The 24877-nt window shown below is 59.2% G+C and carries 25 protein-coding genes, 7 pseudogenes and 1 other annotated feature; of the genes and pseudogenes, 22 read left to right on the plus strand and 10 right to left on the minus strand.

Going from position 1 to position 24877, the window contains the following annotated elements; translation table 11 throughout:
• Nucleotides 1–103: 103 nt before the first annotated feature.
• A pseudogene (locus M1E10_RS02830) lies at nucleotides 104–322 on the minus strand (TIGR02186 family protein); the annotation flags it as partial.
• A gap of 128 nt (nucleotides 323–450) precedes the next feature.
• On the opposite strand from M1E10_RS02830, the pseudogene M1E10_RS02835 reads away from it, so the two are divergent.
• The 3 genes and pseudogenes from M1E10_RS02835 to M1E10_RS02845 form a co-directional block, all read left to right on the plus strand.
• A pseudogene (locus M1E10_RS02835) lies at nucleotides 451–660 on the plus strand (TIGR02186 family protein); the annotation flags it as partial.
• Between the two features lie 315 nt (nucleotides 661–975).
• Complete coding sequence (locus tag M1E10_RS02840) at nucleotides 976–1098, plus strand: hypothetical protein (protein ID WP_499172624.1); 123 nt, start codon at nucleotides 976–978, stop codon at nucleotides 1096–1098.
• A 605-nt stretch (nucleotides 1099–1703) separates the two neighbouring features.
• A pseudogene (locus tag M1E10_RS02845) lies at nucleotides 1704–1856 on the plus strand (transposase); the annotation flags it as partial.
• 212 nt (nucleotides 1857–2068) lie between these two features.
• Here M1E10_RS02845 and M1E10_RS02850 read toward each other — a convergent pair.
• Both M1E10_RS02850 and ngg read right to left on the minus strand, forming a co-directional pair.
• Nucleotides 2069–2557, minus strand: a complete 489-nt coding sequence (locus tag M1E10_RS02850) for a hypothetical protein (RefSeq protein ID WP_499172626.1) — start codon at nucleotides 2555–2557, stop codon at nucleotides 2069–2071.
• A 313-nt stretch (nucleotides 2558–2870) separates the two neighbouring features.
• Nucleotides 2871–4502: pseudogene (gene ngg, locus M1E10_RS02855) on the minus strand (N-acetylglutaminylglutamine synthetase).
• Between the two features lie 895 nt (nucleotides 4503–5397).
• On the opposite strand from ngg, the gene M1E10_RS02860 reads away from it, so the two are divergent.
• Nucleotides 5398–5898: a YciE/YciF ferroxidase family protein gene (locus M1E10_RS02860; protein ID WP_499172627.1), complete on the plus strand. Its 501-nt coding sequence runs from the start codon at nucleotides 5398–5400 to the stop codon at nucleotides 5896–5898.
• Between the two features lie 86 nt (nucleotides 5899–5984).
• Entirely contained in the window at nucleotides 5985–6212 is a 228-nt protein-coding gene (locus M1E10_RS02865) for a DUF982 domain-containing protein (RefSeq protein WP_499173450.1), read from the plus strand.
• A gap of 143 nt (nucleotides 6213–6355) precedes the next feature.
• Here the strand turns inward: M1E10_RS02865 and M1E10_RS02870 are convergent, their stop codons facing one another.
• Nucleotides 6356–6700, minus strand: coding sequence for a hypothetical protein (locus M1E10_RS02870; protein ID WP_499172628.1), 345 nt, complete (start codon nucleotides 6698–6700; stop codon nucleotides 6356–6358).
• A gap of 317 nt (nucleotides 6701–7017) precedes the next feature.
• Here M1E10_RS02870 and M1E10_RS02875 point away from each other — a divergent pair, with 317 nt between their 5' ends.
• The 14 genes and pseudogenes from M1E10_RS02875 (at nucleotide 7018) to M1E10_RS02940 (ending at nucleotide 19280) form a co-directional block, all read left to right on the plus strand.
• The gene (locus M1E10_RS02875; protein WP_499173451.1) at nucleotides 7018–7281 is read left to right on the plus strand and encodes a DUF982 domain-containing protein; all 264 of its coding nucleotides are present in this window, start codon (nucleotides 7018–7020) and stop codon (nucleotides 7279–7281) included.
• Nucleotides 7265–7546 (plus strand): DUF982 domain-containing protein, encoded by a 282-nt coding sequence (locus M1E10_RS02880; protein WP_499173452.1) that lies wholly within the window; start codon nucleotides 7265–7267, stop codon nucleotides 7544–7546. The genes M1E10_RS02875 and M1E10_RS02880 overlap by 17 nt, the downstream gene beginning before the upstream one ends.
• Nucleotides 7547–7623: 77 nt before the next feature.
• Nucleotides 7624–7839, plus strand: a complete 216-nt coding sequence (locus tag M1E10_RS02885; protein ID WP_499172630.1) for a hypothetical protein — start codon at nucleotides 7624–7626, stop codon at nucleotides 7837–7839.
• Between the two features lie 557 nt (nucleotides 7840–8396).
• Nucleotides 8397–9275, plus strand: a complete 879-nt coding sequence (locus tag M1E10_RS02890) for a manganese catalase family protein (RefSeq protein ID WP_499172631.1) — start codon at nucleotides 8397–8399, stop codon at nucleotides 9273–9275.
• A gap of 161 nt (nucleotides 9276–9436) precedes the next feature.
• Nucleotides 9437–9664 carry a hypothetical protein gene (locus M1E10_RS02895; RefSeq protein WP_499172632.1) on the plus strand — a complete coding sequence of 76 codons (228 nt, stop codon included), beginning with the start codon at nucleotides 9437–9439 and terminating at the stop codon, nucleotides 9662–9664.
• A 233-nt stretch (nucleotides 9665–9897) separates the two neighbouring features.
• Nucleotides 9898–11322 (plus strand): UbiA family prenyltransferase, encoded by a 1425-nt coding sequence (locus M1E10_RS02900; RefSeq protein WP_499173453.1) that lies wholly within the window; start codon nucleotides 9898–9900, stop codon nucleotides 11320–11322.
• A gap of 242 nt (nucleotides 11323–11564) precedes the next feature.
• On the plus strand, nucleotides 11565–12755 hold the full coding sequence (locus M1E10_RS02905) for a zinc-binding metallopeptidase family protein (protein ID WP_499172633.1): 1191 nt from the start codon (nucleotides 11565–11567) through the stop codon (nucleotides 12753–12755).
• 143 nt (nucleotides 12756–12898) lie between these two features.
• Nucleotides 12899–13201, plus strand: a complete 303-nt coding sequence (locus M1E10_RS02910; RefSeq protein WP_499172634.1) for a DUF982 domain-containing protein — start codon at nucleotides 12899–12901, stop codon at nucleotides 13199–13201.
• A 13-nt stretch (nucleotides 13202–13214) separates the two neighbouring features.
• The gene (locus M1E10_RS02915) at nucleotides 13215–14276 is read left to right on the plus strand and encodes a zinc-binding metallopeptidase family protein (protein WP_499172635.1); all 1062 of its coding nucleotides are present in this window, start codon (nucleotides 13215–13217) and stop codon (nucleotides 14274–14276) included.
• 59 nt (nucleotides 14277–14335) lie between these two features.
• The gene (locus M1E10_RS02920) at nucleotides 14336–14701 is read left to right on the plus strand and encodes a hypothetical protein (RefSeq protein WP_499172636.1); all 366 of its coding nucleotides are present in this window, start codon (nucleotides 14336–14338) and stop codon (nucleotides 14699–14701) included.
• A complete protein-coding gene (locus M1E10_RS02925; RefSeq protein ID WP_499172637.1) occupies nucleotides 14698–15612 on the plus strand; it encodes a transglutaminase-like domain-containing protein in 915 nt (304 codons plus the stop codon). Before M1E10_RS02920 ends, M1E10_RS02925 begins: the two co-directional genes overlap by 4 nt.
• 33 nt (nucleotides 15613–15645) lie before the next feature.
• Entirely contained in the window at nucleotides 15646–17064 is a 1419-nt protein-coding gene (locus M1E10_RS02930; RefSeq protein WP_499172638.1) for a circularly permuted type 2 ATP-grasp protein, read from the plus strand.
• A complete protein-coding gene (locus M1E10_RS02935) occupies nucleotides 17064–18002 on the plus strand; it encodes an alpha-E domain-containing protein (protein WP_499172639.1) in 939 nt (312 codons plus the stop codon). Before M1E10_RS02930 ends, M1E10_RS02935 begins: the two co-directional genes overlap by 1 nt.
• Before the next feature lie 337 nt (nucleotides 18003–18339).
• A pseudogene (locus M1E10_RS02940) lies at nucleotides 18340–19280 on the plus strand (IS630 family transposase).
• Between the two features lie 577 nt (nucleotides 19281–19857).
• Here M1E10_RS02940 and M1E10_RS02945 read toward each other — a convergent pair.
• From M1E10_RS02945 to M1E10_RS02960, 4 genes and pseudogenes are all read right to left on the minus strand, one after another.
• The gene (locus M1E10_RS02945; protein WP_499173454.1) at nucleotides 19858–20349 is read right to left on the minus strand and encodes an MgtC/SapB family protein; all 492 of its coding nucleotides are present in this window, start codon (nucleotides 20347–20349) and stop codon (nucleotides 19858–19860) included.
• Between the two features lie 264 nt (nucleotides 20350–20613).
• A pseudogene (locus M1E10_RS02950) lies at nucleotides 20614–20866 on the minus strand (IS66 family transposase); the annotation flags it as partial.
• Nucleotides 20867–21103: 237 nt separating this feature from the next.
• A protein-coding gene (locus M1E10_RS02955; RefSeq protein ID WP_499172640.1) for an IS3 family transposase occupies nucleotides 21104–22335 on the minus strand; the annotation gives its coding sequence in 2 pieces (ribosomal slippage) (nucleotides 21104–22044 and nucleotides 22044–22335; 1233 coding nt in all).
• Nucleotides 21935–22051 (minus strand) — a sequence feature (AL1L pseudoknot). It overlaps the preceding gene by 117 nt.
• A 50-nt stretch (nucleotides 22336–22385) precedes the next feature.
• Nucleotides 22386–22696, minus strand: a pseudogene (locus tag M1E10_RS02960) (transposase); the annotation flags it as partial.
• Between the two features lie 274 nt (nucleotides 22697–22970).
• Between M1E10_RS02960 and M1E10_RS02965 the strand changes: the two are divergent.
• Nucleotides 22971–23315 carry a hypothetical protein gene (locus tag M1E10_RS02965; protein WP_499172641.1) on the plus strand — a complete coding sequence of 115 codons (345 nt, stop codon included), beginning with the start codon at nucleotides 22971–22973 and terminating at the stop codon, nucleotides 23313–23315.
• A 64-nt stretch (nucleotides 23316–23379) separates the two neighbouring features.
• The gene (locus M1E10_RS02970; RefSeq protein ID WP_499172642.1) at nucleotides 23380–23532 is read left to right on the plus strand and encodes a hypothetical protein; all 153 of its coding nucleotides are present in this window, start codon (nucleotides 23380–23382) and stop codon (nucleotides 23530–23532) included.
• 169 nt (nucleotides 23533–23701) lie between these two features.
• Here the strand turns inward: M1E10_RS02970 and M1E10_RS02975 are convergent, their stop codons facing one another.
• Nucleotides 23702–23839 (minus strand): DUF6894 family protein, encoded by a 138-nt coding sequence (locus tag M1E10_RS02975; protein ID WP_499172643.1) that lies wholly within the window; start codon nucleotides 23837–23839, stop codon nucleotides 23702–23704.
• A gap of 191 nt (nucleotides 23840–24030) precedes the next feature.
• Between M1E10_RS02975 and M1E10_RS02980 the strand changes: the two genes are divergently transcribed.
• Nucleotides 24031–24201, plus strand: a complete 171-nt coding sequence (locus M1E10_RS02980) for a hypothetical protein (RefSeq protein WP_499172644.1) — start codon at nucleotides 24031–24033, stop codon at nucleotides 24199–24201.
• 247 nt (nucleotides 24202–24448) lie between these two features.
• Here the strand turns inward: M1E10_RS02980 and M1E10_RS02985 are convergent, their stop codons facing one another.
• Nucleotides 24449–24781 carry a DMT family transporter gene (locus tag M1E10_RS02985; RefSeq protein WP_499172645.1) on the minus strand — a complete coding sequence of 111 codons (333 nt, stop codon included), beginning with the start codon at nucleotides 24779–24781 and terminating at the stop codon, nucleotides 24449–24451.
• Nucleotides 24782–24877 lie beyond the last annotated feature (96 nt).

The following is a 24877-nucleotide window of genomic DNA, read 5'->3' on the forward strand; positions in this document are numbered from 1 at the left end:
TCGTTTCAAAGGGAGGATCAAATGCGCCTGAAACACGCTCTTCTTGCCGGGCTCGGCATTCAGATCCCCGTGGAAAGTCTCCGTAGCGTCCTAACCTCGCTAGTCAGTCCTTGCGGAAGATCACGCTGGCGCCCCAGCCGGTGATGACCGCGATGAGCACGCAGAAGAGACCGTAGAGCACCGGCTGGTTATGGGCTGCATCGGTGATCGCCTGCTCCAGGCCCGTCTTGACCACCCTCAGCGGCAGTTCCCGCTCGAAGATCAGTTCCCCGCCCTTGAAGAGATAGGCATGCACGGTGTGCACCCCGTCGGGAATCGAGGCGCCGTCGCTCAACAGCATCGGGGTGGGCATCAATCACCTGGCGCTGACCCCTCGCCGGGGCAAAGCAGGTCGACCTGACGCAACGGCAAAGTAGGTGGAACCGCCTGCGCCTCCTGCTTGCCGCCACTCTGCTTGCCGCCGCTCCCGCCGCGGCGCAAGTTCCCTTCGGCACGGCCTCGACCGTTCAGGAGGGGCTGGAAATCGGCACATCCACGAGCGAGATTGCCATTACCTCGGACTTTCGCGGTGCGGATCTCACGGTTTTCGGTGCGCTGACCAATGCCGACGAGCTGTTCCTGGCGATCGGCCAGTACGACGTGATCGTAACGCTGGAGGGAGGATCGTTTATCTCTTCCTCCGGCGTCATCGAAGTATCGACGTTTCCGGAATATCGTCTGGGGCCGTCATTCTCAATCATGGGCTTGTCTGCTTTATCCGCTTGTGGCAGCGTTGAATGAAGCCGGCATTGAAGGGCAGAGCTACCCGAAGCCCGCGCATACGTCGGCACAATGCTGGAGCGCACGCTCGCCGCCGAAATGAAGTCATCAGCCTTCGGGCAGCCCTTCAAGAGCAGGTGGATGCCTGCACTACCGACGACTGCGAAATGTGCCACCGTCATCGCGGCCTGCTCGCCACCACGGAGGGCTCGGCAGATGGCTAAGCTTACAAAGATCGAAATGCATGACGGCCGCCAGGTCCAGCTTCTGGTGAAACCAGAGTTGGCCGATCAATGCGACCAACACCACCCCGGCAATCCGGGCTGGATCCTCTTTTAAGCAGCAACCGGAAGGAGGGTCACGCTAAACTGTTCGTGATGAGCAAGTGCCAGCGCCCCAGACGAGGGATGGTCTGTAGACGTCGCCTCCTCATAACCAGCAGCTTATCCAACAAATTCACAGCCAGCACCATGGAGGACCTTATCCACCCATTGTCGGTTCACCGTTCCGACTTGGTCTCGACCATCTGCCTCGCTTTGGCTTCATGCTTCTTGACCGACGTCGCGAATTCGGATCGCGTCCTCTTTTTGGAACGCAGACGACCGCGTCAAGATCGCCCAGGATTAGATCGCCCGGCTGAACGACGGTACCGTTAGTAGCGATCGGAAAACCGATCTCGCCTGGTCCCGTGCGATAGGCGACCACGGTGGATTAAGGCGACGGTCAGCAACACACCCTTGTAAGGCCTGTACAAAAACGCCCCAGAAATCGCCGAAAGCAGCCACTCACCTGGCCTAGAGGGGGCCAAAAAAAACCCGCCGGTGCGGCGGGCAGTTGGGGAGGCCTCCATGGCCGATGTTCAAACATTCCGCCGTCCCGATAGTTGCAGCGGTCCCAGCCACTGGAGTGGTCTGTACGAGACGGAACATTTGCCGAGAGGCGCCGGCGCGGGCTACGGCGAGAAGAATGGCTTCCGATTGGCCCAGCGTAACGGCTATCGCGACCGGGACTGGGAGACGCGGGCGGGCACCGTCGAACTGCGCATTCCGAAGCTTCGCACCGGCAGCTATTTCCCGAGCTTCCTCGAGGCATTGAAATATCCGATGAAAATGGCAGGTACATCGCGACGATGACCGTCGCCGCTGCAATTTTCCTCAACCATTCCGATTTCGGAGGACACGTCCCAATAGACCTGAGGAAGTACCTGGACAGTGGTTACAACCCTTGCGACGAGGATGCCCGTCATTCGATGGCTTCGTTCGTTCCACGCTAGCGGCGTAGGCTTATCAGACTCGTCCGGCCGCGAACGCTACTGTCTGTAAAGATCCAGGTCCGTGACCGCAGTTACGGAATCGCTCTCAGGATCCAGATCGAATGTCCTGAGCCTCAGCTGATTGTCGCCGATCAATTCGATTTTCATCTCGGAAGATTGGTCTCCCCGAACTGGCTCCTCCCAGTTGACTGTGAGATCAAGCGTCTTTGCAGCACGTTCACCGATCACGGCTCCGACACCCTCAGGGCCTGAATAGCGCCCGGAGATCGAATTACCTTCGGCTTCGATGGTGGCCGACAGGTCCTGGGTTATGAAAACGAGAGCGGTACAACGCCCGTTCATGTTCAAGGAGGCGGCGCGTGCGTTAGTCTCCAGGCTGCACTTGACGTTGACCCGGTTACCGTTCAAGCGGACGTACTCGCCGTTTCCCCTCCAGCTGCCGGAAAACGGTTCCAGGCCTTCCTCAGCCGCCACCGATGTTACCGAGGCAAGCAGCACTGAACTTATGAGCATCTTGAGTTGCATCTAGGCATTCCTTCTCCCGGCCGAACTTCCGAAACTCGAAGCTGTTCCCCGCGCCCGGACGCAGGCTGACGGCGGAAGCTGGGGCTGCAGCAATCAAATTTGGCCCGAAGGTAGCTTCGGGTTTTGCCTCGAGACCTTCTGTGCAGGACTTCCGCCCCCACCTGGTCGCTGGGAAGAAACATCGGGCCTGGCGCTCCCCTTCGTTACCAAACGTGATCTTGCCAGCCCGACGCTCTAAACCGGGGGAGAAGGATCATGACCGGCCCCACCCTTAATTTCCACCGTTAGCAGGAAGGGGACTGGAACTTTCAAGTCAGATCCTTCCGAGCGCGAAGCTGGCTGCCCGGCTTCCCGACATCGGGAACACAAGATCCAGGAACCTTTCTGCCGTTGGCTGCGGCTCATGATTGGCTAATCCCGGACGCTCATTGGCCTCGATGAACACGTAGTCTGGTTCGGTGGGATTCTTCACCATAAAGTCGATCCCGACCACGGGTATATTGATGGCACGAGCCGCGGTGATTGCCGCGTCCACCAGACGAGGATGGACGATCTCGGTGACATCGTGGATCGTACCCCCGGTGTTGAGGTTGGCGGCCTTGCGCACGACCACCTCCCGTCCTTTCGCAAGCACATCGTCAAGCCTCAGATTGCTGAGCTTGAGACACCGCTCAGTCTCGCTGTCGATCGGGATCTTGCTCTCTCCTCCAGTTGCAGCGGAACGGCGCCGGGACTGCGCCTCAATGAGGCTGCGGATTGTACTGCGTCCGTCGCCCGAAACCCGCGGAGGACGTCGAACGGCGGCAGCCACCAACTTAAATTCGATAACAACCAAACGAAGATCCTCACCTTCAAAGCAGTGCTCGACAAGCACGCGGCCGCAGACCGTCTTTGCTTCGACAATGGCCTGTTTGACGGCATCCAGTTCGTCAAGACCCACAGCAACGGCGCGACCCTGCTCACCTCGGGCGGGCTTCACGACGACGCGCCTATGCTGGTTAAGAAAATTTGAGAGCGCCTCGTCATCCGTTGCCGTGATCTGCGCTGGAACACGAGCCCGGCCCGCTCGACCACGCGACGCGTAACTGCTTTGTCGTCGCAGATGGACACGGCCACTCCGGAGGTTAGTTCCGACAGGCTTTCGCGGCAGTGCACCGAACGTCCTCCTGCCGATAGTCGAAAGAAACCACCTTCGGCATCGGTAATGTCGACCTGCACACCGCGACGCCGCGCTTCATCGACGATCAGTCGGGCATAGGGGTTGAGCGCGCCATATTCCTCTAGCGGAGCGGAATAGAGGCGTTCGTGAATGAGTTCTTCCGCTCACGGCGAAAGCTGGAATCCGACGGAACTGGAGTTTCTCGTACAGTGCGACAGCGTAATGGTTATCATGTAAGACCGACAGGTCCATGAACCCCGCCCCGCGTGTCATGAAGTGTTCCGCAAGCCGCCGCACCAAGGTCTCACCTATCCTGGATGACGTGCCTGTGGATCTACCGCAAGGCACCAGAGCGAGGATCCACGTTCTGGGCCGTTGAAGACCCTGTGATGGTCGATACCGGTCACGGTTCCCAACACCTCGCCGGTCGCCTCGTCCTGCGCGACCAAATAGGTCACCGCCCGGTTGTCCCTATTGCCCCAGAAGAAGTCGGGCCAAACCGGTACCCATCCCTCGCGTACTGTAGATTCGGTTAGTCGCACAAGCGTCTGACCTGGAGGAGAGGCGGCGCACGCGGAACCCTTGCGCCTGTCTGCGGCTGCCGCGGTAAGTGGAAAGGTGCAGTCGGTAGGTGTGCGAAGGATCAAGAAAAATGTCTTGAGGGGCTGCCGAAAGCAGGACATGCGGATCACCCACGTAGATCGCGATATCTCGATGCTCGCGTGCCTCCTGGGGCAGAGCCGCCGCCAGCCGCGCCGGCTGGTCAAATGTCTGGGCAAACAGCAGTCATCCCCAGCCACAATCCACTTGTGCTTCGTCCTGGGGCGCAATCATGTCCGACCCCTTTGCATGGTGGGTGCAGCACGAGTGATCCGTCCGCCACTGCTTCAGCCGGTGAGCGACGGCCTTCGACGCGCGAAGCCGAACAGGTTTCTCGTCCGTCGTAGCGTTCCATTTTTATGACACCTCCTGAAGCTGCCGGACAGAATTGACCCCCCAGCATGTTCTTCCTCATGCAGAGGTCCAACCAGCCTGATATGTGGAGGTTCCAGCTTGGGAGGGTGCGGTGGCGCACAGATGCCACTTGCACACCGGGGCCACCGCGGCTGATGCGCTTGGGTTTGCATCAATGGGTGGGCGAGACGTCTACCGGCCCCCCAATATCCAGCGAACTCCGGTGCCGCTCTCATGAGACTGGCCCGCAGGCCCAGCGGCTCTGGACGGCAACGCCTCCTCAAATCTTGTGAAGTGCCGCCATGGACTTACATTCCGTCGACGCAGCAGATCAGGTCATCAGAAGACAGACCGGAACCCTCTGTGGTGCTTGAAGTGCTCTGTCGCATCGATGAGGTGAGTCAAGGTGCCCGTCTCCATGGGGGATGGCCAGCGTCGGGCACCATCTTCAAGACCGAGTGCGGCCATGCCTTTTGAACTTGGTAGGCAGTTGGAGTGGCATTCATGTCGTGCCCACCCTGAATGATCACGCAGGGAAGATGCTTGATGCCATCTATGTCGCGCAGGATCTGGTTATCTTCAAGGATCATCTTGTTCTTGAAATAGCAGGTGTCAATCCGGGCATGCCCAGCACGAGAGTTCTGCAGACCGCGTGTTCTGGCAGTCAGACTGGAACTTGTGTTGCCACAGTGTGTTTGCAGGCGGCAAATCGATGGAGGACATGACAATGGCCAATAAAACCCTCGAGGATCTCTTCTACGAAACCTTGAAAGACATCTACTACGCAGAACGCAAGATCATCACCGGCTTGCGTCGGATGGCGCGCGGCGCTCAGAGTGACGAACTCAAGTCGGCTTTCGAAAAGCACCGCGAAGAAACAGAAGGACAGGTCGAGCGACTGCAGGAGGTGTTCGAGCTAATCGGCAAGCGGGCGCGCGGCAAGACCTGCCCGGCGATTGAGGGCATTCTCGACGAGGCCCAGGAAGTCATGGAAGACTTCAAGGGGTCGCCAGCGCTGGATGCTGGTCTTTTGGCGGCAGCTCAGGCGGTAGAACATTATGAGATTACCCGCTACGGAACCTTGAGAACCTGGGCCACAGCTTTGGGTATGGATGATGCGGCGGCACTGTTGGAAGCGACCTTGCAAGAGGAAACCAAGACTGACGAATTGCTGACTGCGCTTGCCGAGAAGACGCTGAACGCGACGGCACAACAGGCCGCAAGCTGATAAAACGGTTTGGAGGAATGGGCATGGCACATTTCATGAGGCGCCTTGCTCTGGCCGACTGGCAATGGAAAAATTCATAAACAACCCTGACTGGGCACGTCTGCCACTCAAAGGACGGCGCCGAAGAAGAGATCCTCGGTCCCGAGGAGGCTTTGAACTTCCTGACCTATCGGTGGCCCTGCGATAGCGGCAAGCATTTTGACGCAGCCAGAGGGAAACGCCTGGCGGTCCTGCTAAAGCGTGCGCGCTGCGAAGAAGCACGAGAAGCTTTTGTGTCGGCTGCGTTGGAGGCAGGCGTTTATCGAAGGAGCTGAAAGCAGCGGACGCGGGGAAGCACATCCATGACGCGGCTGAGATGCTCGCGCCCAGACGTTGCTCCAATGCCCACCGATGAAGCCTGGGGATCTCGTGCGGGCTATGGGCGACGGGGAGCCTACGATCGTGACCTATCATTCCCTCACCGGGGAACTGCGGGAGGTTTGAGAATGCCGCGCCGAAGCGAGTTCGCAGGCGCGCCAGAACCGCACCCTTCTACTCGAGCGATTTCGTAATCATCCCCGGCGTCGCAAGAGGGGGACATCGTAGAAATCCTGCTCAGCTCAATAAAGCTCATTCTCAGGAAAAGAACGAGCTTCGAAATGCCACCGACGTTTTTGTCCTTCATGCCCGGACGGTGCTCCTGATGGAGCGGCCCAGGTGCGAGCGCCTGAACTGCCGGAATGCCCATAGCCGAAGGCAAGGCACCGGCTGCCCGAATGACTAATCGGATTTCCAGGTGCTGCATTTCTTCTTGCAACGCCATGATCTCGGACCAGCCCGGCTTCCACTCCCCTGGGAGAGGCCTGAAGTGGAACGGCCCGATATAGAAGGAGAACAGGATTGTTCTATGTCTCCGTACGCGGGGAGTAGGAGCTGTTCTGGGTGGCAGCCTACGGGCAGCCAGCGACTGAGGAACGAAAGTCAGCCACCGTACGGAGCCGGAACCGCACGAGGCAAACGTGGTTGTGGACTGGCTGAAGGAGGCCACCGACAATGACATATAAGACTTTGGCAGCGCGCGACGAGGCATGGTGGAAGAGACCCGTTTGGATCCGATTGGGGTAGGGCCCATGTGAAGCGATCCGTGGCCCTGGGCAGGCGCTGGAGCAACTTCTCTATCGATGGCCGGAGGAGCGAGGTCCACACTATCTGGCCGCGCAGGAACTTTGCCGTGGTGCAGTCGAAACGCATGCGCATTGCGAAAGCGCACGAGAAGCATTCAGGCGGGCCTGCGTCGAAGCCTTCCTGATAGACGGAGAAGGCCCTGCTTGCCCACCTTCTCATCAACCACGATTTGATAATCAAAAGGAGCAATGGCATGGCCTTAATGCCCCGCAGGTTTGAAAACAGAAATGACCCTCGTTGGGGCGTGTGGGACCGTCCGGTCCTCGTGACGACGGGGCGCCATAGCAACGAGCGTGTCTGCTCCCCCGCCGATGCGCTGAACTTGCTGGCCAACCGCTGGTCTGGGGCGCGGGCAGGCAGCTACTACATGGCGCGTCGGCAATGCTTGGTCTTCCTAAAAAGGGGGACGCCCGCCCAGGCGGTTCGCGACGCGTTCGTTGCAGCGGCGAACGACGCCGGGCTTCTCACAAGCCACGATCACTGACGAATTAATGGATGGGATCACCAGCTGGAACGCTGCGCTGATCCGAGAGTATTATGGCCGTAACGAAGGAGTTCAACATGGCAAATGCAAACCGGAAACATATGGGATCGGGGAGCCACGGCAAAGGTGACGGCACCGGCGCGATGACTGAGCTGCCGGAGGGGATCCTTCCCGAAAATATGGTCCTGTCAAATCGCGACAAGGCACAACACTCCCTGGAACGGGGACTGGATAGCAAAACGGTTCAGACGGAACAGTTCCAGGATCATGGCGCCAACCATGATCCCATCTGAGTGCCTGATCTTGGGGTGCGCCGCGGTGCGAACCTCTGGCGCTCAAGATCTGCGGGATTCACCTGAAGCGTAGCCAGGCACCGGCGCGCAGATCGGAATGTTCTGACGTGTTCGGCAACGTTTCTTCAGCGGATCATTGTCGCGTGACCATCAAAGATCGACCCAACACCCGCTCAGGCGTCATCGCACGCGAAATGGTGCTTCTGCAACCAGTGGTCGAGGGACTGACGGTAAAGGATGGAAAGACAGGCCTGCAGCCCTCGCGGGTGGTGCGAGACTGCGGAACACGGGCAAGGCCTGAACGGGTTGGGGAACCTCCTGAATCGAGCAGGTAGGCGGCGTCATGGCTCTTGCTATCGGTTGCGGTGGGAACGCGGAGGAGGAGGACGCATTCTCCGCGCTTCCGACTGAAAGAGTATGCCATCGCACTAAACTCAGAGGAGCGCCTGGCTGTTCGCGTGATCGCGTTAACCAAATCTATCGAAGCAGGTTTACGAGGAACATTCGGTTGTAGTGCCGGTTCGCGTGCTGTCCGCAACCTACAGGAAGGAAAGACAATGTTCTTCAGGACGAATAAGTTCCAGTACAATGCCCGCCCCTCCGCCCCAGATCCGGTGTACGCCAAGAAACTGCAGGAGGTGCTGGGCGGTCAGTGGGGCGAGATCAGCGTGATGATGACCTACCTGTTCCAGGGATGGAACTGCAGGGCACCGGCCAAGTACCGCGACATGATTCTCGACATCGGAACCGAGGAGATTGCCCACGTCGAGATGCTGGCGACGATGATCGCCCGGCTTCTGGAGAGCTCGCCGGTGGAAGTGCGCGAAGACGCGGCCAAGGACTCCATTATTGGTGCGGTGATGGGCGGTGCACGTGTGGAAGACGTGATCGTCGGCGGCATGAACCCCCAGCACGCCATCGTGGCGGGGATGGGCGCAACACCCACGGACAGCGTCGGGTATCCCTGGAACGCCCGCTACACCATCTCTTCAGGCAACCTGCTGGCGGATTTCCGCTTCAACGTGACGGCCGAGTCCCAGGGCCGCCTGCAGGTTTGCCGTCTTTACGAGATGACGGATGATCCGGGCGTTCGCGACATGCTGTCGTTCCTGATCGCCCGCGACACCATGCACCAGAACCAGTGGCTGGCGGCTATCCAGGAGCTGGAGGAAGACGGGCTTGAGCAGACGCCGGCGCCGATGAGCTTCCCGCAGGACAAGGAGATGTCCGAGGTCGCCTATCAGTTCTGGAATTGCTCGGAAGGTACACAAAGCCGCGAAGGCCGTTGGGCTGAAGGACCGACGCCGGACGGCAAGGGCCAGTTCAAGTATCTTGCCGATCCGCAGCCGCTTGGCGAAGAGGTGACCGAGCTTGCTCAGCTCGATCCGCGGCTCCACAGCACGCCAAAGAAGCCGATGCCGCCGATGACCTCTTAGCCCAACCACCGGGTCAGTACTTGCGAACAAAGCTCGTCGACCCGTGAGGTCGGCGGGCGTTCGGACTCTTTGCCGCACATGCGGTCACACCGCTCAGATGGATGAGGCAAAATGAGGCTAATCATCTTGGATGGAAATTTGAGCTACCTAAATTAGGAAACATGGACAAAGCGAAATTTCTGAAGGGGCAGCACAAGCGCATGCTCGCGTCAGGTCTTCCTGTCGAGCCGCGGTGGCGGGATTTCGATTATTTCATGGCTGACCTCTATGCAATGACCCCGGCAACGCAGGGTCACCGCTATCTCGGCGTCAAGAGCCGGCGCCTCGGGTACGTGCCAGATAATGTTGAATGGCATTTCCAGAGGTTCAGCCGCAGCCGGCAAAAATAGCCGTCGGAACACAACTCAGAAAGACGAGATGCCGTCGGTTGCCCGCCTGCGTCAGGTTGCGCGATTTCACTCGGCAGACGAAACGGAAGGCCAACGGTGGACTTCAACATCAACGGGGACGCATAAATGGAACACCCGAGGTTCATTGAGCGGTGGAGGCGCTTTTGGGAGCCGCCACCGCAGCATCGTGGCGGCAGCCGGCAGCCGACGCGGTTCGCGCGACGCGCGGGAATGTGGAGAGCCACACTGATCGTCCGCTCGTTGTGGCCCTGAATGGCACCTTGATACGGTCCGACCTATTGAGCGAGTGCGCCTTCTGCGAGCTAGGCCGCCGGCCACATTCCATCCTTTCCATGATCCGCGCTCTGGGTCACCGGAACGCAAGTCTCAAGCACATGCTCTCGCAGACCGTGGAACTCGATCCGGCGATGCTTCCATATGATCCGCAGGTGCTCAAAATAGTTCGACAAGCGTCTGAAGAGGGCCGCCCTGTGTACATTGCCTCGGCAAGCCATTCTCGGTTCGTCGAGGCTGTTTCTGATCATCTTGGCCTCTTCACCGGCTGGTTCGCCACCGATGCCGGCACAAACTGTGCCGGCGAGATCAAGGCTGAAATTTTGGTGGCCGCGTTCGGCGATGGTGGCTTTGACTACATCGGAAACGACGTGGCGGACCTGCCCACCTGGCGCCGCGCCGCCAAGGCCTACGCCATCCGTACACCGGCGCGGGTGGGCCGGCAGCTGTCGGCCGACTGTCGAGACGTGGAGCATCTTGCGCACGACCGTCCTTCGTGGCGCAGTTGGGCGCGCCTGTTGCGGGTCCATCAATACGCAAAGAATGCTTTGATTTTCGTACCACTTCTCGCGAACCATCTTTTCTCTTGGGCGAGCATGATGCCAACGCTATTAGCAGTTCTTGCCTTCTCGTTATGTGCATCGGGCGTTTACCTGCTGAATGACCTGGTCGATCTGCAAGACGATCGCGCGCATCGCACCAAGTGTCGTCGGCCTCTCGCCTGCGGCGAGATTCTTCTGTTTCACGCACTTTTTGCAATTCCGCTGCTTCTTATCGTGGCGTTTGCAGTCGCCGCTTTCGTTTCGCTGCCGTTCCTAGCAGTCTTGGCTGGGTATCTCATCTTAACCACCGCCTATTCCTTCTTCCTAAAGCGGAAGATGATCCTGGACGTAGTAGTCCTCGCAGGCCTTTACACCACCCGGATCATCGCTGGCGCGGTCGCCTTGTCCGTCGCAGTCTCACCGTGGCTACTGGCCTTCATGATGAGCTGGTTTCTGTCGCTGGCACTGGTCAAGCGCTACGTTGAGCTCATCGCCCGAGAGGAGGCCCGACTGCCGGACTCCAAGAACCGGGGCTATCGTAACGCCGACGCGGGAATGGTCGGCGCATTGGCGGCCGCAGCGGGACTCAATGCCCTCACTCTGTTCTTACTCTACATCGCCAGCGACGATGTCCAGTCGCTCTATACCCGACCAGATGTTCTGTGGCTGGTTGCGCCCTTCCTGGCCTGTTGGATCGGCAGGGTGTTGATGCTGGCGCATCGCGGGATGATGCACGATGATCCAGTTGTATTTGCCCTGAAGGACCGCGTCAGCCTGGCGACGTTCGGTGTCGTCGGTGCTTTGGTCCTTGGTGCTATGTGAGCTGCCCCTGTCGGAGCCATCCCCCATCGGCCGCCTGTGATGCATTCCGTCCCGTAGATGCCTTCTAGCGTCATTCACTCTCTGCCGAACCAACACTCGTTCCTTTTCCAGTCAAACAAGCTCCGCCGGCTGCGCATCCCAAAAATAAGGCGCTGCTTACGTACGATTACGGACCATCTACGGGCATCTGAAACATACTGAACTACTGCCGGTTTGAGCTCACAACTTGAAGCGAGGAACTGATGCGGCTTTTCCGATGTGACGTGAGCGGATTACCGCTCTATTTTGAAGACCACTTTAGCGTCGGCGCTAACAACGCTCCGGTCGGTTTTCTCTCCGATTCGCTTACTATCCAAACCTTGAAGGATGTGGGTGGCGGTCTTTATTCCACCGCCTCGCGCCCAAACGAGTTGTTCCGGTTCTGCGCCAATGCACATCTCGATGGGAGTAACTGGCTCGTATCTGCTGACGATCCGAACCCGCTCGCCATCCCGGCGAGATACAATCGAGCAATTCCGAACACAGACAGTTCCGAAGGATTGGAGCGCTTCCGGAAGATCGGTGCAGCGCAGCGTCATCTGTTTTACTCCATCCTCCGCTTTGGCCTTCCCTGCCCTAATCGGACGGACGATCCGAACAATGGGCTGGTGTTCGACTTTCTCGAAGACACCAAGGATGAGCAGGGCCAGCCGATCCCGGCCGTGACAGGGCACGAGAACGGATTAATCAGCTTGCGTGCAGCTGAAGCGGACGATGTCATCCGCGAGAAAGAACGCGTTTCGATGGGCGAGCCTTATCGGTCTTTGCTTGGCCACTTCCGCCACGAGATCGGCCACTTCTTCTTCCGGCAACTCGTTGATGGAAGCAGCATGCTTGATGAAGCCCGCCAGCTGTTCGGGGATGAACGAGCGGATTACAAAGCAGCGCTCCAAAAGAACTACCGCGACGGACCCCCAGCTGACTGGCAGCAGCGGTTCATCTCGACCTATGCAAGCTGCCACCCTTCAGAGGATTTCGCTGAATGCTGGGCTCATTTCTTCCATGTCGTCGACACACTGGAATCCGCCCGAGCATTCGGCCTTTCGATCAAACCACCACATCACCACGATCTTGACGCTGACGTAGGTTTTGACCCGTACCGTGCTAAGAGCGCATACCAACTCGCAGATGCATGGGTTCCAATCAGCCTGGCGCTGAACACGCTCCAGCGGTCGATGGGATCGCGCGACATCTATCCTTTCGTCATGCCGCCGCCAGTTGTCGAGAAAATGGACTTTATCAACCGGCTGATTACCGGCGCCCGGGTCAGCACCTCGGTTGAAGGACCTTCGAAGCAGTTTCATGCGCCCTTGAGGGAGAACCCAAGAGCGGTCATCGCTAGCAAGCTGTCGTCATTGACCGGCCCAGAACCGAGGAGCCCCATGGAGGCTTGATGTGAACGCGCCGCCTTACAACAGCCGGTTGTCGTGCAGTTAGGGCTCATCAGGAAGTGAGCGCGGAGGGTACGCCATCGTACTGTTGAGGAATGAGATGATAACGAAGGCGGTTAGCAGACCATTCTAGGGAGCAAAATCTAATGAGGCATGAGGTCGTCGAAGCGAATCTCCGCGGCGGTTGGCAGACGCCAGTGTGGGTGCGGGTGGGCAATGGAAGGGCGGAGCCCGTCTGGGGGCCAAAGCAGGCTCTTGACTGCCTTTCTTACCGATGGCCGGCGGTTCAGGGACGCCATTACCGTGGAGCCAAGGCCAACTGTATTGCGGCCGTTCGCCAACAACTCGCCTCCGAATTGGCGCGAGAAGCTTTTATTCGAGCCTCCATCGAGGCTGCCATGCTCAATGGCGACGCGTCGATCCTATCAGCCCACGTTGAGGCATTTTAAGCTTGGAGTAAACATGCAAGAGCAGTCCTTGGAGTTCCTGAAGACACTAGTGGCAGCGGCCTCTCCGAGCGGATATGAGGCGGATATCGGCCACATTTACCGGAACTATACAGAGCGATATTCGGACATAGTTTCCACCGATGCGCTCGGAAACGTGACCGCAGTCATGAATCCCGACGCGTCCGTGAAAATCATGCTCGCTGCTCACATGGATGAGATCGGCTTCATGGTGCACCATATCAGCGACGATGGCTTTCTGCACTTCAGCGCGGTGGGCGGTAACGACAGTGCCATCGCCGCGGGACAAAGGGTTTGGGTGCACGGTCGCAGTAGACTTGCCGGGATCATCGGTACCAAGGCGATGCATCTGCAGACACCCGATGAGCAGAAGAAAAAGCCGCTGCTTAAGAGCCTCTGGATCGACATTGGCGCGAGCACGAAGTCGCAAGCTGAAGAGCTTGTATCGATTGGTGATGTTGTGACCGCTCAAGCGGAGCTCCAGCAACTGATCGGAGATCGAGCGGTTGGAAGAGCTTTTGACAACAAAGCAGGCGTCCTCGTCGTCGCAGAAGCGATGCGGTTGCTGCGTCAGGAAGGCGGTCTTCATCCACAGGTCGGAGTCTATGGAGTCGCAACCGTCCAGGAAGAGATCGGGTCCAGGGGCGCAACCACCGCAGTGTTCAACATCCAGCCACAGACGGCCCTGGCCGTCGACATGGGTCAGGCGCTCGATATACCCAATCTCCTCAAGTCGGAATACGGGGAGTTCTATGTTGGGCGAGGCCCTGGCATCCCGCGCGGTCCTAATACCAATCGCGCCGTGTTTGACCTGCTGGTTGCCGCTGCCAGAAACGCCGATATTCCTTTCCAGGTCAATGCGTCGCCAAGCAGCAGCCCGACAGATGCGAGGGTCCTGCAGATTAGTCGCAGCGGCGTTGCTGCCGGTCTCCTCGAAATCCCGTTGCGGTACATGCACACGCCATCTGAAGTGTTGAGTCTCGCGGACGTAGAACACTGCGCGCGATTAATGGCAGCCTACTGTCGGAGTATAACACCTGAAACGTGTTTCGCCTGACCAGGTCGATGGGAATGGCTCTTTCGTTGGTAGTTTTCTGAAACCTCACAGGTGATGTCTTGGTCGATAATGCATTTGATCCACCCGTCTCGGAAGCCGGCCACCGAATCCAACTTTGGGCTCGCCTCGGGCGGACCGAGGTGACGTGGGAGAACCCTGCTTCCCAAGCGGTCGACGCGGCGGGGGCAAAGGTGTCGGCCTCGATTGGTCGCGTTTTCGAAGTGGATTGCTGGCAACTGGTGACCAATCCGGAACAGAGCGGCGGGATTCGGCTGCTGGTGCAGCGCGGCAAACGGGCAGGCAGCCTGTCGGTTGACGCCAGAGGTCGGCGCTACCCTCAGTCCAAGCCGATCGAAGCGGCGGGGCGACGATTCGACGAGATCCTTTGCCCTCTCCCGGACGCTGAGGGAGAAGCCGGTCGATGACCGCCATGGAGTGTCAGGTTGCCCGTACAACTGCCTTGCCGGACAGCGCCGTACAGGGAGCGGCGCAACCTGCCACGATCTCTGACGGAGAGCGTGTACCTGATCCCTGCAGCAGCACGCAGCTGTTCGTGCAAGCCACTCTTGCCTACCGCTTCCGTCGACCCGCTGAGGTACTACTGCTGTTGGAAGCGGCGCGCACGCAAGCCCAGGCGGTGTCTCACGAACAGCTAGTCATCGACCCGCCGGCGAGCGTCGCTCGCCTCGACGATTCCGTAACCGGAGAGCGGCGGGCTGTGTTCACCGCGGTCGGCGAGATGGAGGTTCGTTACGCAGCCGCAGTGGACGTCCGTCCGGAGCGGCTTGAGCTTGCCGGCCTTCCAGCCTCCCTTATCCGCGACCTGCCGTCTGGAGCCATCAACTTCCTGTTGCCAAGCCGCTACTGCCCCTCAGATCGCTTGCAAGATTTCGTCGATGCCAACTTTGCGGCTCCATGCGCGGGTGACCGGGTCCTTGCGATTCTGGACTGGCTGCGCAGCCACATTGCGTACAGGCCCGGCGTGAGCAATGCCCAGACGGACGCGCTTGAAACGCTTACGAAACGCGCGGGCGTTTGTCGGGACTTCACGCACCTCGCCATTTCGTTCTGCCGCGCTGCTAACATCCCCGCTCGGGCTGTGAGTGCCTACGCCTGGCATCTTGATCCTCCCGACATGCACGCTGTAACCGAAGTTTTTCTCGGGGGGCGCTGGCACGTGATCGATCCGACGGGGCGCGCGCCGGCGCAGACGATGGTCCGGGTCGCGACAGGGCGAGACGCTGGCGACATAGCTTTCATGACGGTCTTCGGTGAGGCAGAACTACTCGCGCAGACGTTCGCGGTGACGTCTCTCTCTGCAGAGGCTGCGCTGTGACGGCTCAGGTGGACTTTAGGTTCCGGAGGTTAAATGGCAACGCCCTATAACGAGATGGACGACTCTATTGGCGTCGCCCGCGAAGCTTATCAGCAGGTTCGGGCATGGCTGGAGGAAACCCCCTCCGCCCTTCTGCAGACCCGGTCCGCGCAGGCTGAGCTGTTGTTCCGACAAATCGGGGTTACGTTCAATGTTTACGGTGACGCGGGTGGGTTAGAACGGCTGATACCGTTCGATGTGGTTCCGCGTGTGATCAGTTCGGCGGAGTGGCCGCGGATCGAACAAGGCCTGGTGCAGCGGGTCGAGGCTCTCAACGCGCTCCTTTCCGATCTCTACGGCTCACAGGAGATACTGAAGGCCGGCGTCATCCCGGATGAATTGGTCAACCGCAACCCGCAGTTGGAGCTGGGTGTGATGGGGCATCGGCCAAACAAAGGTGTGTTCGTGCACATTGCCGGGATTGATCTGGTACGCACCGGGCCTGATGACTTTTATGTGCTGGAGGATAACGCTCGCACTCCCTCCGGCGTCTCATACATGCTCGAAAACCGCGAAGTGATGCTGCGGCTCTTCCCCGAGCTTGTCGCCCGCTCGAAGGTCGCTCCTGTCGAAACCTACCCAGACCTGCTTCTTGAAACACTGCGGTCGGTGGCGCCCGAGGGTGGGGAGGCCGAGCCGACCGTCGTGGTATTGACGCCGGGGCCATACAACTCGGCGTTCTACGAGCACAGCTTCCTGGCGGAACAGATGGGGGTTGAGCTGGTCGAAGGCGCCGATCTCTTCGTGGAGGATAACCTTGTGTACATGCGCACGATAGAAGGGCCACGCAGGGTGCACGTCATCTACCGACGTATCGACGACGCTTATCTTGATCCGCTGTTTTTTCGACCGGACTCCACCCTCGGCGTGCCCGGCTTGCTCGCGGCCTACCTTGCCGGAAACGTGGCTCTCGCCAACGCGGTCGGCACGGGTGTTGCGGACGACAAAGCAGTCTATAGCTACATGCCGGAGATCATTCGCTTCTATACAGGCCGGGACCCGATCCTGGCGAATGTTCCCACCTGGCGGTGCCGAGAGGCGGAGCATCTGTCGTATGTGCTGGATCATCTACCTGAACTCGTCGTCAAGGAGGTTGATGGTTCCGGCGGCTATGGCATGCTCGTCGGCCCGCACGCCACGCAGGCGCAGATCTCAGAGTTTGCCGCCAAGCTCCGCGCGCACCCTGCAGGCTTCATTGCGCAGCCCACGCTAGCGCTTTCTACGTGCCCTACCCTCCACGAGGGCAGAACCGAGTCCCGCCACGTGGACCTTCGACCCTTCGTCCTCACCGGGGCGGGCGGGGTAAAGGTGACGCCCGGGGGGTTAACGCGCGTCGCGCTTAAACCCGGCTCGCTGGTCGTGAACTCAAGCCAAGGAGGCGGCACCAAGGACACCTGGGTGGCGGGCTGCTGATGCTGTCGAGAACCGCGTCAAACCTCTACTGGACCGGCCGCTACGTCGAGCGGGCGCATTTCCTCGCCCGCCTGGTCGAGGCGACTAGCCGCTTGTCGTCGCTTCCGACCAGCTACGGCGGAGACCCCACCGCCTGGTCAGGTGCTCTTGCGGCGGCAGGGCTTTCCCATGCCTTTCAGGACGCGCATGGGACTCCCACCGAAGCTGTCGTGGTGAAGTTTCTCACAGTCGACACCAGCAATCCCGCTTCCATCTGCGCTTGCATCGATAAAGCCCGAAGCAACGCCAGAGCGGTTCGAACCGGGCTGACCCGGGAAGCGTGGGAGGCGCTGAACAGCGCCTGGCGTGAAATCATCAGCCGCGCTCAGGATCCGTCAAGTCCGCTGTCGGGTGATTTCACGGAAGCGGTGCAGCGTGCGGTGGCCACCTTCGACGGTGCCGCGCAGCGCACCATGCTACGCAACGAGCCCTACTGCTTTCTCCGCTTAGGGGCATCCGTGGAGCGCGCAGACGCCACCGCGCGTCTGTTGGACGTTAAGTACCATCTACTGCTGCCGAGGGACGAAACCGCGGGCGGCGGCTTGGATTACTTTCAGTGGGCCACCGTACTTCGCACGGTCTCGGCACTCACCGCCTACCGCTTGCTCTATCGGGGGGCAGTGAAGCCGTGGCTTGTGGCCGACCTCCTCATCTTTAACGAGCGGATGCCGCGATCGCTGGCCTCCTGCTACGCCGCGATCGTCGAGGTGCTCGACCAACTTGCCGAGACCACCGGACGGCACGGGCCAGCTCATCGGCACGCAACAACGGTCCTGCGGCAGCTACGGGAGACCAATGTTAGCACGTTGTTCGCCGCCGGCCTTCACGAGTTCCTGGCGGACTTCATCGCCGGCAACAATGAGTTGGGCACCGCGATCAGCAAGCAGTTCGCCTTCTGATGGTACGGCGAAACTTCAAGACAATGCCACGGTTATAACCGTGAGCGTACGATCTCCTGTAGCCTCTTGCGCTCTGGGACGCGCGTGGCCCTATCCGCTGACGGGGGTCGCGCGTTCCGACCTATTCCGTCCGTTATCAGACCAAGTCGACGCACCACAGAAACATCGCGCTTGGATAAGTTCCACATGATGGACTACGATGATCCTCAACCGCCCGGTTTGGTGGAGATCGCGCTACAGCTAGCGCAGCTAGAGCAGGTCCTGTGATCGATGAATCGAATGTGAGGTGACCGGCTGAGCCGAAGCTGATTCAACATCCACAGCAAGGAGGTGGATGATGGCGCAGGCATTGAGCGATGATCTTCGGTTTCGTGTGTTGAAAGCGTCTGCGGCGGGCATGTCCGCTCGACAGGCGGCCGCGGGGTTCGGAGTTGGGATCTGGACGGCGATCCGCTGGATTGCAAGGGCGAAGGAAGGTGAGCCGACCGCCCGGCCGCAAGGCTGGAGGCGACCGTCGGTGCTGGATGCACACGAGGCATTGGTGTGGGCCTGATCGAAGACCGTAAGGACGTGACGCTCGATGAAATGGTCGAGCTCTTGTCTGTAGAGCGGCAGGTGAAGATCAGCCGGAGTGCACTTGGGGCTTGGCTGCGAGGGCGCGGATGGACGTTTAAAAAAGTCCGCACATGCACTGGAGCAAGACCGGCCGGATGTCCTGAAGCGGCGGCGCATCTGGTTTGATGGCCAGCTCGATCTCGATCCGGAGAAGCTGATCTTCATCGACGAAACCGGCCTCTCCACAAAGATGGCACGCCTGCGGGGGCGTGCCCTTCGAGGCGAGCGTTGCCGAGCTGGGGTACCGCACGGGCATTGGAAAACGACGACCTTCACCGGAGCACTGCGCCTCACGGGAATGACCGCACCGTTCGTCTACGACGGTGCAATGAACGGCAACGTTTTCCCGGCTTACGTCGAGCAGGTGCTGATCCCAACCCTTCAGGCCGGGGACGTCGTCGTGATGGACAATCTGCCGGCGCACAAGACAGCTGGAGTTCGCGATGCGATCGAGCGTGTCGGTGCCAAGCTCATGTTCCTCCCGCCCTACAGCCCCGACTTCAATCCTATCGAGAATGCCTTCTCCAAATTAAAAGCCATGTTGCGAGGCCGGGCAGAGAGAAAGATCGATGCACTCTGGGACGCGGTCGGTGCTTTGACCCCTGCTTCACACCGACAGAATGCGCCAACTACTTCAGGGCCGCTGGATATGATCCGGATTGAACAGGATCTGCTCTAGCGTCTGCCCTGGTCCATTTAGCCAAGCAACCGCTCGATGGGTCGGCCGTGCTGGTCGAGGATCTTAGGGAGAGCCCGCCAGAACGTCCTCCATCGTAGGTTCATCTGACTTGCGGAAATATAACTCCACGAAAATTACCAACCGCCGACCCGACCACATCTCTCCCGCCGAACTCCAGATGCTTAAGCGGGTCTTCGACAGCGCCTGCGAGCGCAGACATTTCGCGAAGGCCGGCGGACGCGGAAACATGGCTGCGACGATCGTTGGGCTATATGAGAACGTCTGCGCGAAGAGCAGCAGTTGGCCAGCCGGATGAGGTAACGACGGATCGTCGATACTCTTCGCAGGAACCCAACTTCCGTTCGAGAAAACCCGCGCTCACAGTGAGCATTGTGCCTTTAATTTCAAGGTGGAGCGCAAAATGACGACGGTCCTGCAGTCTTGGGCGGGCCGAGTTTCTCTGTCGCAGATACGTGAGGTTGAATGGCGGCAACCAAGCTCCGTCACACTGGCTCCCGCGCGATCTGCGCGCCAGCAGAGTAAACGACAAGTAACACTAGATTAGCCTGATTCGCGGTCTGTATCGATGAACTTTGGCAGGATCAAAGGCACGGCTGCGAGAATGATCAAAACAATCGCGGTTGACAGGACAGCGGTTGCTTCCAAGCCCAGCCCCGCGATTACACCGATCCCGGCTGTCGCCCAGATATTGGCAGCCGTTGTAAGACCTTCCACCTGGCGCTGAGCTGAACGGACCATGATGGCGCCGGCGCCAAGGAAGCCAATTCCTTGCACGATGCCCTGCAATACGCGCGACAGATCTCCGATCTCCATACCGCTTTGTAGCGGGCCTATGACGAACAGCGATGCACCCACGGCCACCAGCATGTGGGTTCGCACGCCGGCGCTTCTTCCCTTACGTTCCCGCTCGTACCCAAGAATTCCCCCAAGCAATGCGGCGACTACGATGCGCGCCGTGATGAGAGTTATGGTGGACGCGTCTGGAACGTCCGAAAACTCCTGAACGAGCGTCGACCAGATTTCCTCTCCCACAGCAGCCCTCATGTCGTTTGCGAATTTGATAATCAGACGGAAGTGCCATACATGAACCACTCTGGCAAATTCAAGCCGGGGCCCTATCCCTATCAGGCATTGGTCCCCCCCTCCATCTCGTAGGTCGTCACCGTTAAAGGCAGAGCCGTTTCGCGAAGAGCTGGACGGATGCTGGCTCGATTCCCTTCTGTGTAGGCGCTCATTTCCATGCCCATTGATTTGGCCTGTTGAATGGAAAGAGGTCCGCATTGTCCGCTGGCTGCGGCAGGCGCGACATGTCCGGATAAGGCTGTAGACCATGGCACTCGCCCTGGCTCCTTCCACGGAGTCGCTGAACAGCCAACTCTTCTGCCGGTAGCGAAGATTCTGATATCGAGCACAAGCAAGTTGTTACTGGTCGGCATCCTGCCGTCTTCGATATTGCGCCTCAGGTACTCCCACTGGTCAGGGTATCGGACAAGGCATCGCCGATCTTGCTGTCGGACAAAACCTTCGGTGCGATGTCGTCATGCCATGCCATCGTCTCTCGCAGATGCGGCATCCTCCGACGCCTCGTGAGGAATGCCGCAACAACGATGGCCGTCATAGACCACTGGGCCGATGCGCGTTTACTAGATGCGGCCCAGCTCGCTTGGAGCACAAACTACGTCCTTAACCCACGGGTCACGAACCCCGGGTTTTGTCCGCTACCGCACGCGGCCGATGAGGTTGGAAATGAACCGCCCCGGCTTTACCGGAGACCGTTTGGTTTAAGTTATGCGGCCATAGCTGGTGCGTCCAGCATGGCGTAGTAGCGTTCTTCTGCCTCTGCAGGCGGGATATTCCCGATGGGTTCCAGAAGGCGGCGGTGGTTGAACCAGTCGACCCATTCGAGCGTGGCGAACTCCACGGCTTCGAAGTTGCGCCATGGTCCTCGCCGATGGATGACCTCGGCCTTGTAAAGACCGTTGATCGTTTCGGCGAGAGCATTGTCATAACTGTCGCCAACGCTCCCGACAGACGGCTCGATGCCCGCCTCCGCCAGCCGTTCGGAATAGCGAATGGACACATATTGCGAGCCGCGGTCGGAATGATGAACCAGCCCGCCACGTTTGACGGGCCGCCGATCATGAAGCGCCTGGTCGAGGGCATCGAGCACAAAGCCCGCATGGGCCGTTCGGCTCGCGCGCCAACCGACAATACGGCGGGCGAAGGCATCAATGACGAAGGCCACGTAAACGAAGCCCTGCCAGGTCGCGACATAGGTGAAATCGGATAGCCACAGCATGTTCGGCGCTGGAGCGAAGAACTGTCGGTTCACCCGGTCTAGCGGGCATAGAGCGGACTTGTCCGACCCGGTGGTTTTGACTGGCTTGCCGCGAATGACGCCTTGAAGCCCCATCATTCTCTTAAGCCGAGCGACGGTGCAGCGGGCGATGTCGTAACCTTCTCGCTGCAACTGCCGCCAGACTTTGCGCACGCCATAGACCTGGAAGTTCTCGTTGAACACCCGGCGGATCTCGACTTTCATGGCAATATCATTCCGTTCGCGGGCCGATAGGCGGTCCACGTCTGTGCGCTTGGCGATAACCTCATAATAGGTGGACGGGGCAATCGGCAGCAGTCTGCAGATCGGCTCGACCCCGAGCACCGAGCGGTGTTCGTCGATGAAGGAAATCATCGCTTCAGTGGGCGGTCGAGCTCCGCCTGGGCAAAATACGCCGAGGCTTTGCGTAAAATCTCATTCGCCTGACGAAGCTCGCGGTTCTCCCGCTCCAGAGCCTTCATCTTCTCTGCCATATCGCTCGGCAGACCAGCCCGCTTGCCGCTGTCGACATCTGCCTTCTTCACCCATTCATTGAGCGTGTGTGCTGAGCAGCCGATCTTGGCCGCTATCGATGATACCGCCGCCCAGCGCGATGAGTGTTCGGCTTCATGTTCCGTCACCATCCGAACGGCGCGGGCGCGGACTTCAGGAGAAAATTTGTTCGTCGTTTTGCTTGTCATAGACCCTACTTCTCACGAGTTGGGGCCTCCGGCAAAGCCGGCGCGGTTCAAACCGAGAAACTCAGGCGATGCAGGGCAATGAACGCGTACTTCACTTTGCATCCCTGGCGAAGTAAGCGGCCGCTTTTTTTAGAATGTCGCGCTCCTCAGTGACGCAAGCCAGCTCTCTCTTCAGCCGCCTGATCTCCTCGGCTTCGTCGCTAGATTTGGCGTTCAACGTGCCGAACTTCTTCTTCCACTGGTACAATGAATGCTGGCTGACACCGAGCCGCTGCGAAACCTCCGCCACCGGGTACCCACGCTCGGTGATCTGACGCACCGCGTCACGCTTGAACTCTTCCGTGAAATTGCCTTTGCCCATATAGGCCTCCTGCCTCAGATTTAGGGGAGAAGGCGTCTACAAGTCTAGGGGCTATTCAAAGCCGTATGATCTCGTCGGCGTAGCGTATGGAGTCAAAGGCGATCTCTTCTCGACCTGCGCGCCGGATGCATCACTGCCAAGAACGCCCAAGTGCGCGCTGATCTTGCGAAGGAGATGTTCAACGGCCTTCGCATCGTGGTTCAGGCTCAGAAGTTCCTCAGCTCGAAGGCGAGGGAGGTCGAGTCCGCCCCCTTCAAGATAAGGAGGAACGGAGATGAGTTCCACCTACTTTGCCGTTGCGTCAGGTCGACCTGCTTTGCCCCGGCGAGGATCGTTTATCTCTTCCTCCGGCGTCATCGAAGTATCGACGTTTCCGGAATATCGTCTGGGGCCGTCATTCTCATTCATGGGCTTGTCTGCTTCTTGGACCGTTTTCTCTGCCATCGTTGCTCTCCTAAGCTTCCGTCTGCCTAAACTGCGGAAAGTGGAAAAAGATGCAGCATCAGGATGCTCTCCCTCGCCGAATCTGATGGCGGCTCTCAACAAGATCAACGACATCCGGAACAGCATCATCGGCTGCCAAAAGATGAACTGGTCGGAGCATATCTACCGCTCGTGACAGCGTTGAATGAAGCCGGCATTGAAGGGCAGAGCTACCCGAAGCCCGCGCATACGTCGGCACAATGCTGGAGCGCACGCTCGCCGCCGAAAATGAAGTCATCAGCCTTCGGGCAGCCCTTCAAGAGCAGGTGGATGCCTGCACTACCGACGACTGCGAAATGTGCCACCGTCATCGCGGCCTGCTCGCCACCACGGAGGGCTCGGCAGATGGCTAAGCTTACAAAGATCGAAATGCAGGCTCTCGCCAACGGCATCGCGACCATGATTCGAACGTGTCCACGGGGAGGATGGCGGAAATGGCTTCGGCGAGCCGGACGGTGGCCACGTGGCCGCCCTTATCGTCGCAGATTTCGACGGTTTGCAGACGCAACTCCTGCCCGGAAGCTATGTGCTCCGCGACGATGTCCCGATAGCATTGCGGGCCTCATCCCTAGCTGTATTGAGGTCATCGAATTTGGCGCCCTCGACATCCCGGACAAGCTCATCCCGCTCTCTCAGGTGAAGGAAGTATTTCGGCATCATAGATCCTCCGTATCAACTCTGGCCGAACCGTGCGTTGCTGCCGAAGGTTCCTGTGCGGAAGTGCACCCTCCCTAGATCCAGCCGAGTACGGCGGAGGCTAGGATGATGACAGCATATCATCCGATTGCCGGTCGCTGCTCCTGTAGGCTGGATGTCGAAGGGCACGTCCTGAGGTCCTGGAGCGCAACCTCATGCAGGAGAATGAGAAGATCCTGCTTTACATCGTTGCCGAGCAGCAGGTCTGGATCGGTCGCCGCCAGAACGATGGTGCGACGCGCAATACGTTCAGCTATCGCGCTAGAGGGCGTGTATCTAGCCGCCCAACGCTGCAAGGCGATCATCTCTGGAATGCGAATACTTGACGATCCTGACGCAACCATCGGCGCTTCTCCACTGGTGTCGCAGGCGCGGGCACTTAGTAACCCTCAGCCGCCACTGCCCAAGAAGTCCGTTGGTGACGATGGGGAGAGTGTACGCACAAACTGGTGTGAGTCCACCCCGCGCATCCCAGTCGAATTTGCCGCTACGCGAGCAGGACGGCTAGACGACGAAGCTGGCGTCCAGAAGATCAACGAGCTGCTCGCCGCTCCCGCTCCCGTGCCGCATTTGTTAGTGCCCGCCGGCCTTAGAAACGACGTTCATCAACAGAACGCCTACGATGATGAAGCCCATCCCGATGACGGCCGCCAGGTCCAGCTTCTGGTGAAACCAGAGTTGGCCGATCAATGCGACCAACACCACCCCGGCACCAGACCAGGTAGCGTAAGCTATCCCGATCGGGATCACCTTCAGTGTGAGCGAGAGGAAGAAGAAAGCCACCCCGTATCCGATCACCACGATCAGGCTCGGAAGCAGCTGTGTGAACCCTTGCGAGGCTTTCAACGCGCTGGTGGCTACCACTTCACCGACGATTGCAATTCCGAGGAAGACAAAATTCAACATGGCGGACTCCGGGCTGCATCCTCTTTTAAGCAGCAACCGGAAGGAGGGTCACGCTAAACTGTTCGTGATGAGCAAGTGCCAGCGCCCCAAACGAGG

The sequence above is a fragment of the Rhizobium sp. PK7-22 genome (assembly GCF_056530405.1).

Bases quoted from the DNA above. Each gene is read 5' to 3' on its own strand.
- M1E10_RS02885 (WP_499172630.1), top strand. From the start codon at position 7,624: ATGGCAAATGCAAACCGGAAACATATGGGATCGGGGAGCCACGGCAAA.
- M1E10_RS02870 (WP_499172628.1), bottom strand. From the start codon at position 6,700: ATGGCGTTGCAAGAAGAAATGCAGCACCTGGAAATCCGATTAGTCATT.
- M1E10_RS02840 (WP_499172624.1), top strand. From the start codon at position 976: ATGGCTAAGCTTACAAAGATCGAAATGCATGACGGCCGCCAGGTCCAG.
- M1E10_RS02910 (WP_499172634.1), top strand. From the start codon at position 12,899: ATGAGGCATGAGGTCGTCGAAGCGAATCTCCGCGGCGGTTGGCAGACG.
- M1E10_RS02935 (WP_499172639.1), top strand. From the start codon at position 17,064: ATGCTGTCGAGAACCGCGTCAAACCTCTACTGGACCGGCCGCTACGTC.
- M1E10_RS02860 (WP_499172627.1), top strand. From the start codon at position 5,398: ATGGCCAATAAAACCCTCGAGGATCTCTTCTACGAAACCTTGAAAGAC.
- M1E10_RS02980 (WP_499172644.1), top strand. From the start codon at position 24,031: ATGCAGGAGAATGAGAAGATCCTGCTTTACATCGTTGCCGAGCAGCAG.
- M1E10_RS02905 (WP_499172633.1), top strand. From the start codon at position 11,565: ATGCGGCTTTTCCGATGTGACGTGAGCGGATTACCGCTCTATTTTGAA.
- M1E10_RS02970 (WP_499172642.1), top strand. From the start codon at position 23,380: ATGCTGGAGCGCACGCTCGCCGCCGAAAATGAAGTCATCAGCCTTCGG.
- M1E10_RS02975 (WP_499172643.1), bottom strand. From the start codon at position 23,839: ATGATGCCGAAATACTTCCTTCACCTGAGAGAGCGGGATGAGCTTGTC.
- M1E10_RS02850 (WP_499172626.1), bottom strand. From the start codon at position 2,557: ATGCAACTCAAGATGCTCATAAGTTCAGTGCTGCTTGCCTCGGTAACA.
- M1E10_RS02895 (WP_499172632.1), top strand. From the start codon at position 9,437: ATGGACAAAGCGAAATTTCTGAAGGGGCAGCACAAGCGCATGCTCGCG.
- M1E10_RS02985 (WP_499172645.1), bottom strand. From the start codon at position 24,781: ATGTTGAATTTTGTCTTCCTCGGAATTGCAATCGTCGGTGAAGTGGTA.
- M1E10_RS02880 (WP_499173452.1), top strand. From the start codon at position 7,265: ATGCCCCGCAGGTTTGAAAACAGAAATGACCCTCGTTGGGGCGTGTGG.
- M1E10_RS02965 (WP_499172641.1), top strand. From the start codon at position 22,971: ATGAGTTCCACCTACTTTGCCGTTGCGTCAGGTCGACCTGCTTTGCCC.
- M1E10_RS02890 (WP_499172631.1), top strand. From the start codon at position 8,397: ATGTTCTTCAGGACGAATAAGTTCCAGTACAATGCCCGCCCCTCCGCC.
- M1E10_RS02930 (WP_499172638.1), top strand. From the start codon at position 15,646: ATGGCAACGCCCTATAACGAGATGGACGACTCTATTGGCGTCGCCCGC.
- M1E10_RS02915 (WP_499172635.1), top strand. From the start codon at position 13,215: ATGCAAGAGCAGTCCTTGGAGTTCCTGAAGACACTAGTGGCAGCGGCC.
- M1E10_RS02925 (WP_499172637.1), top strand. From the start codon at position 14,698: ATGACCGCCATGGAGTGTCAGGTTGCCCGTACAACTGCCTTGCCGGAC.